General features: G+C 66.7%; 10 protein-coding genes and 1 pseudogene. 8 read left to right on the top strand and 3 right to left on the bottom strand.

Translation table 11 applies throughout. From position 1 onward, the window contains the following. Nucleotides 1-127: 127 nt before the first annotated feature. Nucleotides 128-1601, bottom strand: a pseudogene (locus RVF83_RS04690) (FAD-binding protein). Between the two features lie 178 nt (nt 1602-1779). Between RVF83_RS04690 and RVF83_RS04685 the strand changes: the two are divergent. From RVF83_RS04685 to RVF83_RS04670, 4 genes are all read left to right on the top strand, one after another. Beyond that, complete coding sequence (locus tag RVF83_RS04685) at nt 1780-3333, top strand: molybdopterin-dependent oxidoreductase (RefSeq protein ID WP_005196631.1); 1554 nt, start codon at nt 1780-1782, stop codon at nt 3331-3333. Nucleotides 3334-3662: 329 nt separating this feature from the next. Further along, on the top strand, nt 3663-4754 hold the full coding sequence (locus tag RVF83_RS04680) for a Re/Si-specific NAD(P)(+) transhydrogenase subunit alpha (protein ID WP_039880180.1): 1092 nt from the start codon (nt 3663-3665) through the stop codon (nt 4752-4754). Continuing rightward, nucleotides 4754-5059, top strand: coding sequence for an NAD(P) transhydrogenase subunit alpha (locus tag RVF83_RS04675; protein ID WP_004020381.1), 306 nt, complete (start codon nt 4754-4756; stop codon nt 5057-5059). The genes RVF83_RS04680 and RVF83_RS04675 overlap by 1 nt, the downstream gene beginning before the upstream one ends. Further along, on the top strand, nt 5056-6588 hold the full coding sequence (locus RVF83_RS04670) for an NAD(P)(+) transhydrogenase (Re/Si-specific) subunit beta (protein WP_005196628.1): 1533 nt from the start codon (nt 5056-5058) through the stop codon (nt 6586-6588). Before RVF83_RS04675 ends, RVF83_RS04670 begins: the two co-directional genes overlap by 4 nt. 67 nt (nt 6589-6655) lie before the next feature. On the opposite strand, the gene RVF83_RS04665 is transcribed toward RVF83_RS04670, so the two are convergent. Further along, nucleotides 6656-9004, bottom strand: a complete 2349-nt coding sequence (locus RVF83_RS04665; RefSeq protein ID WP_005196627.1) for a transketolase-like TK C-terminal-containing protein — start codon at nt 9002-9004, stop codon at nt 6656-6658. Nucleotides 9005-9277: 273 nt separating this feature from the next. On the opposite strand from RVF83_RS04665, the gene RVF83_RS04660 reads away from it, so the two are divergent. The 4 genes from RVF83_RS04660 to RVF83_RS04645 all read left to right on the top strand — a co-directional run bounded on the left by RVF83_RS04660 (nt 9278) and on the right by RVF83_RS04645 (nt 11950). Continuing rightward, a complete protein-coding gene (locus tag RVF83_RS04660) occupies nt 9278-9754 on the top strand; it encodes an Lrp/AsnC family transcriptional regulator (RefSeq protein WP_006358001.1) in 477 nt (158 codons plus the stop codon). 125 nt (nt 9755-9879) lie between these two features. After that, nucleotides 9880-10296, top strand: coding sequence for a nitroreductase family deazaflavin-dependent oxidoreductase (locus RVF83_RS04655; RefSeq protein ID WP_005196624.1), 417 nt, complete (start codon nt 9880-9882; stop codon nt 10294-10296). A gap of 93 nt (nt 10297-10389) precedes the next feature. Further along, nucleotides 10390-10815, top strand: a complete 426-nt coding sequence (locus RVF83_RS04650) for a DoxX family protein (RefSeq protein ID WP_005196623.1) — start codon at nt 10390-10392, stop codon at nt 10813-10815. A 106-nt stretch (nt 10816-10921) separates the two neighbouring features. Beyond that, a complete protein-coding gene (locus tag RVF83_RS04645; protein ID WP_005196622.1) occupies nt 10922-11950 on the top strand; it encodes a YdcF family protein in 1029 nt (342 codons plus the stop codon). A 31-nt stretch (nt 11951-11981) separates the two neighbouring features. On the opposite strand, the gene RVF83_RS04640 is transcribed toward RVF83_RS04645, so the two are convergent. Next, nucleotides 11982-12719 carry a metallophosphoesterase family protein gene (locus RVF83_RS04640; protein WP_005196621.1) on the bottom strand — a complete coding sequence of 246 codons (738 nt, stop codon included), beginning with the start codon at nt 12717-12719 and terminating at the stop codon, nt 11982-11984. Between the last annotated feature and the right edge of the window lie 77 nt (nt 12720-12796).

The raw sequence follows: 12796 nt of genomic DNA, 5'->3' as shown, positions 1-12796 counted from the left end.
GAGCGCGCCCCAACGAGAACCGCCACTGGGAACGACTCTCCGAAGCGGTGCCGGCGACGTAGCGTCGCCGGCCCCGCTCCACAGGGCGCCTTCCAGGGGGCGGTTCTCGGTGAGTGGGTACGTCAGCTCACGCGCGCGAGGTCACCTTCGCCGCGGCGTGACGACCGGCGCGGCGGCCGAAATACGACCCCTCACCCCAATTGCGTTCCGCTGCAGTATCCCTTGCAGTCCTGGGCGATGTTGGTGGCACTCGCCCCGGCGGCGTAGAGGCCCTTGATGACCGACCCGGACTCGTCGAGCACTTCGCCGTCGAGTGAGGTGGCCATGCCACCCATGGTGAAACCGGCGTAGACCGCCTTGCCCAGTGAGAGGTCATAGGCGGCCCACGGACCCTTGTCCTGCGGTTCGAGGAACTCGGCCGCCTTGTGGAAGTCGGGATCCTCCTTCTTCGCGGCGTTCTCGTTGTACCGCGCCATCGTTCGCTGCAGATTGCCCTCGGGGATGCCGAGTCCGGCCTCCATCTCCGCGACGGATTCGTAGCCGTCGATGAACTTGATCAGGTAGTTGTGCTCCTGATTCATGTGCGATTCGTCGACGATGAGGTATGCCGTCGAATCCGGTTGCTCGAGAATGAATCCCGAGGTGCGCGCGTGATAGGAGTCCTCGGTGACGAATCGTTCGCCGAACTTGTTCACGATGACGCCCATGACCATGCTGGCGGGCGGATAGATCGGCGCGGTGATGAACGCCTTGTCCATGTACTTCAGCTCGGCGCCCACCGATCGGCCCATGCGCAGTCCGAGACCGTCGTCGTAGGTGTTGCCGAGGACGAACGGCTTCTCGGCGAGGTGCGGCGTGTGCTCGGCGACCATCTCGGGGTTCATCACGAAGCCGCCCGCGGCGATGATCACCGAGGTGGCGCGGATGACGCCCTCCTCGCCGGGCTTCTTCCAGGTCACGCCGGCGACCGTTCCGTCGGAGTCGACGACGAGCTGTCGCGCGCCGGTCTCGTAGCGGACCTCGACGCCGAGTTCGCCGAGACGCTTGACGAGCAGGTCGATCACCAGGGAAGCGCCGCCGGTCTCGCCGGGGACCGGGACCTTGTGACCGCGCGGGGCGGGCACGGCCTGGTCCTTGAACGGCCAGACCTTCTCGTTGCCGGTGTACATCAGGCCTTCGGTGCCCGGCTGGATGACGGCCTTCTCCGGGTAGAAGCTGCGCTCGAAGGTGAAGCCCAGCCCCTCGAGCCAGTTGAAGTGGTCGACGCTGTCGACGCAGTACGCGTGGATCTTGTCGACCTCGGGGTCGATGGACACCGCGGTCAGGTACTTCTCCATCTCCTCGGGCGAATCGTCCTGACCAGTCGCCTTCTGGACGGCGGTGCCGCCACCGAGATAGAAGAAACCTCCCGACAAGGAGGTGGTGCCGCCGGCCGCGGCGGCGCGTTCGATGAGCAGGACGCGCGCCCCGTTCGCGGCGGCCTCCGCGGCGGCGCATCCGCCCGCGATGCCGAATCCGATCACGACGACGTCGACCTCGTCGGAGAATTCGGTCACCGATTCGAGTGCGACGGTCTCCGGGATCTCGGTACTGGTAGCCATGCGGCCAGATTAGCGGACAAACTAGAACCTGTTCTAGTCTTGGCGCCCATTCGGCGGGAGGTCGCCGGGTCGTGGCCGAATCAGCAGGTCAGCCGATCGATCGTCGGGTGAACAGCGGGCGTTGGGTCAGGATCCGCCGCCGTGTGCGCGAACTCCGGTATCAAGAAGTGTGACCATCTTGTCGACCCCCCGCGCACACGCCGCCGCCCCTTGGCTGGCGGGCATCGTCGCGGCGGGTGCCGGGCTGGCGGCGGGGGAGATCGCCGCGGTCCCGGTGTCGCCGGACGCGTCGCCGTACTTCGCGGTCGGCTCGTCGGTGGTCGGCCACTCGCCCCAGGCGGTCCGCGAATGGGCCATTCAGACCTTCGGCATCGCCGACAAGGTCGCCCTCTTCGTCGGGATGGGCATCATCATCGCGGCGATCGCCGGCGCCTGCGGGTACCTCGAGCGGCGGCGTCCACCGCTCGGGTCCGCGATCATCGTGGTCTTCGCGGCCGTCGGAGTGCTGGCGGCGGTGAATCGGCCCGGTGCGTCGTGGACATATGCGCTGCCCTCGGTTCTTGCCGGGGTCGTGGGCATCGTCGTACTGAGGCTGCTGCTGGCCCAGCTCGACGACGAGCCGCCACCGGTCGCGGATGGTGATGCGGAAGATCGCGTCCACCAACCTCTTTCGCGCCGGTTCGTCCTCGCGGCGGGTGGCGTTGCCGTGGCGGCCGTCGCGATCGGCGTCGTCGGCCGTCGCATGCTCGCCGATACCGCGAGCACGCTGGCCGACCGCGCGCGGATTCTGCTACCGAAACCCGTGGACCCGGCGCCGCCGATACCGCCCGGAACCGAGCTGAATCTCTCCGGCGCAACATCTTTCGTCACCGGTAACGACGACTTCTACCGTATCGACACCGCGCTCCAGGTCCCGACGCTCACCACCGTCGACTGGCGACTGCGGATACACGGGGAGGTCGACAGGGAGGTGACTCTCACCTGGGACGATCTGCTGGCGATCCCCATGACCGAACGGTTCGTGACGCTCGCGTGCGTGTCCAATGACGTCGGGGGAGACCTGATCGGCAACGCCCGGTGGCTCGGCGTGCCGATACAGAAGGTCCTCGACCTCGCCGGCGTACGACCCGGAGCCGACATGCTGTTGTCCACCAGCGTCGACGGGTGGACTTGTGGCACACCCATTTCGGACATCACCGACGGCCGCGACGCGCTGCTGGCCGTCGGCATGAACGGCCGGCCACTGCCGATCGAACACGGATACCCGGTCCGTCAGGTGGTTCCCGGTCTGTACGGATACGTTTCGGCGACCAAGTGGGTGGTCGACTGGGAGATCACCAGGTTCTCCGAGGCCCGGGCGTACTGGACCGACCGCGGGTGGTCGGCGCTCGGACCTATCAAACTGGCCTCTCGGATCGATCGCCCGGCCCGGGGCACGTCACATCCTGCGGGTGAGGTCGTCATCGCCGGAACCGCATGGGCACAGCACATCGGTGTCGAGCGCGTCGAGGTCCGGATCGACGACGGGCCGTGGCAACCCGCGGAACTCGCGACCGAGTACAGCGTCGACACCTGGCGTCAATGGAGATTCGTATGGCAAGCGGGCAAAGGTGACCACACGGTCACATGCCGTGCGATCGACAAGCAGGGACGCCCACAGGTCGAGCGGTACCAGTCTCCCGCGCCCGACGGCGCGACCGGGTTGGATGAACGTAGATACACGATTGCCTGACCGTCTCACCAGCGGATTGTGGCCCCGCCAAGTCTTCGGTAAAGGTCATGATCAATATGTTGTCAAGGGTTGAGTGAGGTATCCGACTCTCCTGAGCTGACGCTGAGAGCCCGTGTTATGTTTTTCGCACCTCTATATGTGAGCCGGGTGACAGTCATCGCTGTCGACGCCCGAGCACTTCGTGACCTGCGTCAGGTCGTCCGCACCGCCGACACATGGCGGAGCTGCACGATTTGCACGCAGGTTACGGCGTTGTAGACATGTGCGCCGACGAAGGCGCCGAAACAAGGCGGCGCCTACCGGCGTCGCCGCCAGACAGGGTGAGTGAAATGACAGTGGGTGTCGTGCGCGAGACAGCCCCGGGGGAGCGCCGCGTGGCGCTGGTCCCGAAGGTGGCTGCCTCGCTGGTGGGCAAAGGTGTGCCCGTCGTGGTGGAGTCGGGGGCCGGTCTCGGCGCCCTGATCCCCGACGAGGCGTACACCGAAGCCGGGGCCACGATCGGAGATCCGTATTCGGCTGACGTGGTGTTGCGGGTGTCGCCGCCGTCGGATGACGAGATCGGCAGGCTGCGCAGCGGGCAGAAGCTGATCGGTTTCCTGGCGCCGCGCAATGCCGACAACAAGATCGGTGCCCTGCGCGCCGCGGGCGTGGAAGCCTACGCGGTGGAAGCGATTCCGCGTATCTCCCGCGCGCAGGTGATGGATGCACTGAGTTCGCAGGCCAACGTGGCCGGTTACAAGTCGGTGATCGTGGCGGCGGACCTGTCGACGCGGTTCTTCCCGATGCTGACCACGGCGGCGGGCACGGTGAAGCCGGCGACGGTGCTGGTGCTCGGTGTGGGCGTGGCCGGTCTGCAGGCGCTGGCCACGGCCAAGCGCCTCGGCGGCCGAACCACCGGTTACGACGTACGCCCCGAGGTGGCCGAGCAGGTGCGGTCGGTCGGTGCGCAGTGGCTCGATCTCGGTATCGATGCAGCCGGCGAGGGCGGTTACGCCCGCGAGCTGACCGAGGAGGAACGCGCGCAGCAGCAACAGGCGCTCGAGGACGCGATCAAGGGTTTCGACGTGGTGGTCACCACCGCGCTGGTCCCGGGCCGTCCGGCCCCGCGCCTGGTGACCGCAGCCGCGGTCGAGGGCATGAAGCCGGGCAGCGTCGTGGTGGATCTGGCCGGTGAGACCGGCGGCAACTGCGAGCTCACCGAACCCGGGCAGACCGTCGTGAAGCACGATGTGACGATCACCGCGCCGTTGAATCTGCCGGCGACGATGCCCGAGCATGCCAGCGAGCTGTACTCGAAGAACCTGCTCGCGCTGATCGAGCTGATGCTCGACGACAACGGTGCGATCACTCCGGATTTCGATGACGAAGTGGTGGCTGCCGCGTGCGTCACCCGTGCAACCACTGAGGGGGTGTCCGCCTGATGTACGCCGGACTTCTCGCAAATCTCGCGATCCTGGTGCTCGCCGGATTCGTTGGCTTCGCGGTCATTTCGAAGGTTCCCAACACCCTGCACACCCCGCTGATGTCGGGTACCAACGCCATTCACGGCATCGTCGTGCTCGGCGCGCTGGTGGTCCTGGGCAAGTTGCCCGCCGACGCCGGATGGGGCGTGCGGATCATCGCGTTCGTCGCGTTGGTGTTCGGCACGCTTAACGTCATCGGTGGCTTCGCCGTCACCGACCGGATGCTGGGCATGTTCAAGGGTAAGAAGGAGGCCGCCAAGTGATCGGCTCGCAATTGGTGCTCGCGGCAGGCGCCCACACTCCGAGCGAGGGCCTGTCGTACCTGGTCATGGCGCTCTACATCGTGTCCTTCTCGCTGTTCATCTACGGCCTGATGGGTCTCACCGGTCCCAAGACCGCGGTGCGCGGCAACTGGATCGCCGCGACCGGTATGGGTCTGGCGGTGGCGGCGACGCTGCTCTACATCTACAACGCCGGCGCGGTCGGCGACGACGGCCATTCGACGGTGGGCGTGCCGACCATCAACTGGGTCCTGATCGTGATCGGTCTGGTTCTCGGTGTGGTGCTGGGTATCCCGCCGGCGCTGAAGACCAAGATGACGGCCATGCCGCAGCTGGTGGCCCTGTTCAACGGCGTCGGTGGTGGCACCGTCGCGCTGATCGCGTGGGCGGAGTTCATCGAGACCTCCGGGTTCTCGGTCTTCCACAACACCGAACCGGCCTCGCCGCTGGTGGTGGGTTCGCTGATCGCGGCGATCATCGGTTCGATCTCGTTCTGGGGATCGTTGGTGGCGTTCGCGAAGCTGCAGGAGATCATGCCGAAGGGTCTGGAGAAGACCTTCGTGGCGAACGCGAAGTTGTTCCAGGCCGCCAACATCGTGCTGCTGCTGGTCGCGCTGGGTCTCGCGATCTACCTCGGTGTCCAGGCCTCCGACGGTGGCGGGGCGAGCGTGTGGTGGATGGTCGGGCTGCTGCTCGCCGCCGGCGTGATGGGTCTGTTCGTGGTGTTCCCCATCGGCGGTGCGGACATGCCGGTGGTCATCTCGCTGCTCAACGCGATGACCGGTCTGTCGGCCGCTGCCGCGGGTATCGCCTTGGACAACACGGCGCTGATCGTGGCCGGCATGATCGTCGGCGCGTCGGGTTCGATCCTGACCAACCTGATGGCCAAGGCGATGAACCGGTCGATTCCGGCGATCGTGTTCGGCTCGTTCGGTGGCGGCGACGCTGCCGGCGCCGGTGGACCCGGCGCCGAGGGCGGCACGGTCAAGGCCACCTCAGCCGCCGACGCCGCGATCCAGATGGCGTACGCCAATCAGGTGATCGTGGTGCCCGGTTACGGCCTGGCCGTGGCCCAGGCCCAGCACGCGGTCAAGGAGATGGCGAGCCTGCTCGAGTCCAAGGGGGTGGAGGTCAAGTACGCCATCCACCCGGTGGCCGGTCGTATGCCCGGGCACATGAACGTGCTGCTGGCCGAGGCCGACGTCGAGTACGACGCGATGAAGGAGATGGACGACATCAACGGCGAGTTCGGCCGTACCGATGTCGCGATCGTCATCGGCGCCAACGACGTCACCAACCCGGCCGCCCGCAACGATCCCTCCAGCCCGATCCACGGTATGCCGATCCTCAACGTCGACGAGGCGCGGTCGGTGATCGTCCTGAAGCGGTCGATGAGTTCGGGTTATGCCGGCATCGAGAACCCGCTGTTCTTCGCCGACGGCACCTCGATGCTGTTCGGTGACGCGAAGAAGAGCGTCGACAGCGTCATCGAGGAACTCAAAGCGCTGTAGGCGCTTCCGGTTTCGACGACAGACCCCCGGTCCCGCGAAAGCGGGTCCCGGGGGTCTTGTCGTCGGATCAGGGCAGGATGTCGAGGGCGGCGGAGACGATGCTGTCGGTGTCGATGCCGTGATGTCGGTAGACGTCGTCGAGGGAGCCGACCTGACCGAACCGGGAGACTCCGAGATTGCTGCTGCGCACCCGGTTGATGGCGGCCAGGAACGCCAGGGTGTGGGGATGCCCGTCGAGGACCGTGACCATCGGGGTGGCACGGTCGCTCGGGAAGAGCTGATCGAGAATCCAGGTCTCACCGTGGCCCCGTCCCTGGCGCGCCTGCCAGGCCTCGAACAGGAGCCCGGGACTGGTGATGCAGAGGATGTCGGCGTCGATCCCCTGCTGCTGCAGACGATCTGCGGCGGCGAGGGCCTCGGGGATCAGGGCCCCCATCGCCACGACCGTCACCTGTGCGTTCTCGCTCCGTCGAAGTGGGTAACCGCCGGCGACCACCTGGCGGCGTCGACGTTCACGCGCTGCCGGGTCGGTCGGGACCGCGGCGAGGGACTGATCGACCGGACGGGTCGACAGGCGTAGATACGCCGACGTGCCGTCGGGGCGGCCGAGCCGGGACAGGGAGGCCAGCAGGGTCCACTCGACGTCGATCCCGAATGCCGGTTCGTAACTGACACAACCGGGTTGCTCGAGACCGATCGACGGCGTCTTGATCGACTGGTGTGCACCGCCCTCGGCCGCGAGCGTGACCCCGGACGGGGTGCCGACGAGAATCGACTGGCCTCCGGCGTAGATGCCGTACGACCACGGTTCGAGCGCACGTTCGACGAAGGGGTCGTAGAGCACGCCGATCGGCAACAGCGGCTGTCCCCAGCGGCTCCACGTGGCTCCGAGTTCGCCGATCAGACCGACCAGATTGGTCTCGGCGATACCGAGTTCCATGTGTTGCCCGGTGGGCCGTTCGTTCCAGTGCATGATCGTCTCGGGATCATCGGCGAACCAGTTGTGCCGCTCGGTGGGCGACCAGACGCCGACCTTGTTCACCCAGCCACCGAGATTCGTGGTCGAGCTGACGTCCGGGCTGACGGTGACGACGCGCTTCGCCGCTTCGGGCGATTGCCGGGTCAGGTCGAGCAACGACCGACCGAGCGCGGCCTGGGTGGTACTGGTGCCCTTCGGGGTACGGCCGAAGTCGGCCGGGATCTCGACGTCGGGCAACGGAGGCGCCGGATCCCGCAGAAGGCGTTGTGCTGCGGCGGCACACAACCGGCCTGCCGGGTCGTCGTCGGCGAACCGGCCCCACGGTCGGTCCGGGTCCGTCCCGAGGGCAGCCGCGAGCTGCCGGTACTCCTCGACGGTCAGCAGCGCCGAGTGATTCTGTGGGTGGCCCTGCGTCGGCAATCCGTAACCCTTGATGGTGTAGGCGATGATCACCGTCGGGCGGGTGTCGTCGATCTGCCGGTACGCCTGCGACAGCGCCTGCAGATCGTGACCGCCGAGGTTGCGGACCGCTGCCAGGAGGGTCGCGTCGTCCAGTGCGGCAATGAGTTCGCCGATCTTCTGGCTCTCGACACCGTTGCCGGGCAGACGGTCGCGAACCTCGTCCGCGGTGCAGCGGAGCAGTCGCTGATACTCCGGGTTCGGCATCTGCAGGATGCGGGTCCGCAGCGCGTCGCCGCCGGGGCGGGCGAAGAGAGATTCGAGCAGTTCGCCGAACCGTACGGGGATGACCTGCCAGCCGGCTGCCTCGAACATCTTCTCCAGACGACGGGCGGCGATGTTCGGCACCACGCGGTCCAGGGACTGGCGGTTCAGGTCGACGATCCACACCACCTCGCCGAGATCGGCGATCCCCGGATCGAGGATGGCCTCCCAGACGGCGCCCTCGTCGAGTTCGGCGTCGCCGACGAGCGAGTACTGCCGGCCGCGGCCGGTGTCCCCGACGTGGGTGTCGACGTACCGTCGTGCCATCGCGCCCCAGATCGGGGCGGTCGCGCCGATCCCGACCGAGCCGGTGGAGTAGTCGACGGTGTCCGGATCCTTGGAACGGCTGGGATACGACTGCAGGCCACCGAACTCGCGAAGCGTGGTCAGGTACTTCTCGTCGAGCTGCCCGAGCAGATAGTTGATGCTGTGGAGCACCGGCGAAGCATGGGGTTTCACCGACACGCGATCACCGGGGCGCAGGTGCTCGAACCACAGCGACGTCATGATCGAGACCATCGACGCGCACGACGCCTGGTGGCCGCCGACCTTCAACCCGCTGGGATTCGGCCGAACCCGGTTGGCGTGGTGGATCATCGAGGTCGACAGCCAGAGCACACGTTGCTGGATCGACTCGAGTGCGGCTTGCTCGGGCGCGGCGCCGCCGAGCGTCGGCGGTGCGGGGACGGCATCGGAAAATGCGGACTGGGACACGGGAACTCGCTTTCGAACACCACCCACGCGAACCGCGATACGGCGTGCGGATGTGAAGGTTTGATCGTCGCCTGGGCGGCGGCGACGGATCGGTCGCGGCCGGTGGGGCGAAATCCGGGTCACCGCCGGGATCGTGTTCCGTCGAGGCTGGCCGGTTCTACGAACAGGGGTGATGACAGTCCAGCAACGCAAGTCTGTTTGCGCAATACTTGGCGTCGCAACTGGTCAATATGCACACCTTCACCGGAGGTGTAGGGAATGGAGGTTGGCATCGTGCCAAGCGAACACCGGGCCGACCGGATCGACGCCAAGATCCTGACGGCTCTCGCCGACGACCCGCGGGCGACGGTGATGGCGGTTGCCGAGCGGACCGGGCTGTCCCGCAACACCGTTCAGGCCCGGTTGAGCAAGCTCGACGCCGCGGGCGCCCTGCGTTCCTTCGAACGGCGCGTCGACCCGGCCGTCCTCGGATACCCGCTGCAGGCCTACGTGCTCACCAATGTCACACAACGAAAGCTGGATCAGGTAGGTGCAGCACTCGAGGCGATACCCGAGGTCCTGCAGGTCCACGGCCTCACCGGGGTCGCCGACCTGCTGGTGCACGTTGCCGCGAAGGATGCGGACGACCTGTACCGCATCGCCGGGGACATCCTGGACATCAAGGGCGTCAAGCGCACGACGACCGCCCTCGTGATGAGAGAGATGGTGGACTTCCGGGTTCGTCCGCTGCTCGACGCTCTCGCGGAGTAGTTGCCTCACACAGGTCCTCCGCGAGCCGGCGGGCGGTGCACATCGAGCAGGAATCGAGAAGCTCCCCCAGGTCGTGCCGGATAGCGTCCAGGATGACGGTATCGGGAGCGAATCGGAGGAGGATCATGTCGATCTGGCAGTGGTATCAACGGAAGGTGAACGAGCGCACCGTCAAACGGATCCGCAACAAGAGCGGGACCATGTGGGGGATGGACATGGTCATCTTGCGCACCAAGGGGCGCAAGTCCGGCCAGCAGCGGGAGACGCCGCTCAGCTGGTTCGCGCATGACAACGGCTGGCTGGTCGTGGCTTCCGGTGGCGGAAAAGGCAATCCGGACTGGTATGCGAATCTCGCGGCGCATCCCGACTCGGTGGCCGTCGAACGGCATGGCGAACAGCCGGTCCCGGTCACTCCGGTGGTGTTGACGGGTCCGGAACGGACGGCTGCGTGGGATGCCGTCGTGAGTGTGCAGCCCAGATACGCGAAGTATCAGACGAAGGCCACCCGCGAGTACCCGGTGGTGAAGCTGGTGACCGCCTGACCCGGGCGCGTTACGACCGTCGATGAGTTTCTCTGACGCGCCGTGTCTGTCCCTGCACGACCACCACACCGCTCGACCACCAGGGAGAACATCATGGCCACCGACATCACCACACGGAACGCGTCCGAGACCACAGACGACCGCAACTGGCGCCGCATCGTGGGAATCGTCATCAGCGGCATTGTCGGCGCATTCCTCGCCTTCGACGTCGTCGGGAAGCTGACCCGCCCGCAGGCCGTGATCGACGGCACCGAGAAGCTCGGCTTCGACTCCGACCAGGCCATCGTGATGGGTGTGGTGTTGCTCGTCTGCCTTGTCGTGTACGCGATTCCGCGTACCGCGGTGCTCGGCGCGCTCGGCATCACCGCCTACCTGGGCGGCGCGGTCACCGCGAACTTGAGGATCGAGGAGCCGCTGTTCAGCACGGTTCTGTTCGCTGTCTATCTCGGCGTCCTGCCGTGGATCGGCCTGGTCCTGCGTCGTCCGGAACTGTTGAAGGTCGCCGGCTTGCGCCGCTGACCAGCACGAGTAAGGCGTCGCGACGGCCTCGTGCCCGTTACCGATCTGGAATCGGACGGGTGCGAGGCCGTTGCGGATATCTCGTACTGTTACGCGAGTGACTGGTGTGACCAGAATTAAGCGCTTTCGGCTGGCGGCGGCCGCGACCATCGCGGTCGCCGCGCTCGGCGGTGTGGCCGCCGGGTCTCTCCCCGCCGACGGGGCGAGCGTCGTGACAGTGGCGGACGCCGTCGACCCGGCCGGGCTGTACAACGAGGCCCAGTCGAAGTTCGCGAACGGTGACGTCGCCGGTGGTCTGGCCGCGCTGCAGAAGGCGCTGACCCTGGCTCCAGCGGACACCGATGCGCTTGCTCTGCAGGCGATCTGGGCAGATCAGATGGAGGAGGTGTCGGTCAGCAATGCCGCGCTCGGTCGCCTGCGGGTATTGAACCCTCTCCTCGCCACCACGGCCCGCAACGTGATCTCCGGAGTCGCCACCGCCGCGCAGATCGTCCCCGACACCACGCCCAAACCGGTGTCCGGGCGGGTCGCGATCGTCGTCCTGGGATTCGGGTTGAACGCGAATGGGAAGATGGCCCCCGAGTTGGTGAATCGGGTGACGGCGGGCAAGGCGCAATCCGAGATCACCACCGCCGCACCGATCGTCGTTACCGGCGGGGTCCCAAAGAACGGCATCACCGAGGCCGCCGCGATGAAGAACTGGCTGGTCGAGAACGGGGTCGACACCGGCCGCATCCTGACGGAGGACAAGTCGGGCTCCACCGTGGCCAACGCGCAGAACACCTCGGAGATCCTGCGTGCGAAGGGTATTCGCGACATCATCCTGGTGACCTCGCCCAACCACATCCGACGCGGGGCGGCGGACTTCGGCGCGACCGGGTTGCGGGTCGTCGGAACCCTCACCACCGCCACCGATCTCAGCAAATACCTCACCCCCCTGACCAAGGATCAGACTCGGGGAATCCGGCTCGAGGCCACGCGTGCCGCCCGGATTCCGGCTACCCACCAGCCGGGTGCGCTCCCGCAGAACCTCCCCGATCCCGGGCCCGGTCTGCTTACCGACCTAGGCGGGCAGGTCCTCAAGCAGTTGCTCGACGCCGGGTCGTCGGCAATCGGTTCGGGTACCGAGGGCTGAGTCCTCAGCAAGAGATCGAAGGAGAGTTCGGCTAGAACATGACCGAACGGTAGTGGGTGACGAGGCGTCCCTTGTCGTAGATGTGGAAGGCGATGCCGGGCGGTTGTCCGCGGTTGACGATCTCGGTGCCCTCGAACGGCAGGTTCAGCGTCGAGGCGACGCCCGGCGCGACGCACAGCGGGCGGTCGGCGAACCGGGTCACGGCGGGTGTGTGGGCATGTCCGCACAGGAACGCGACGATGTTCGGGTGGCGCTCGACGAGCGGTACCAGGCGTTCCTCGCCGGTCTGACGGATCGAGTCCATGAACGGCATGTGCAGCTCGACCGGCGGGTGATGGAAGGCGACGAAGACGGGTGTCTGCGGGTCCTCGACTTCGAGCTGAGCCGACATCCAGGCGATCGTGTGGTCGTCGATGTAACCGTCGTTGCGCCCGGGGACCGAGCTGTCGCACATCAGGAACAGGACCTCGCCGACGCGTCGGGCGTGGTTGATCGGTCCGGACGTCTCGGCGCCGAGCAGGGTGGCGCTGAACGGTTCGCGGACGTCGTGGTTGCCCGCGGTGATGAGCATCGGCAGGGGACTCTCGAGAACGCCGTAGGCCTCTCGGTACTCGCTCGGCACGCCCTCGTCGGCCAGGTCGCCGGTGACCAGCAGGACGTCGATCCCGGCCGCGCGTGCGTTGATGTAACTCAGCGTCGACTGGATGCGGCTGCGATTGAACCGCGTCCCATTGAAATGAAGGTCGCTGATGTGGGCGACAACGAACACGAAGAGCTCCTGTCACGGTCACTGACTCCCACGAGGCTAGTCCCAGGAACCGCTTGTCCGTGCACCACGGGGGTGCC

The sequence above is a fragment of the Gordonia rubripertincta genome, from assembly GCF_038024875.1.
GTDB classification, from domain to species: Bacteria; Actinomycetota; Actinomycetes; order Mycobacteriales; family Mycobacteriaceae; genus Gordonia; species Gordonia rubripertincta.
The sequence above is the reverse complement of the archived record's forward strand: the minus strand, read 5'-3'. Positions and strand labels throughout refer to the sequence as shown.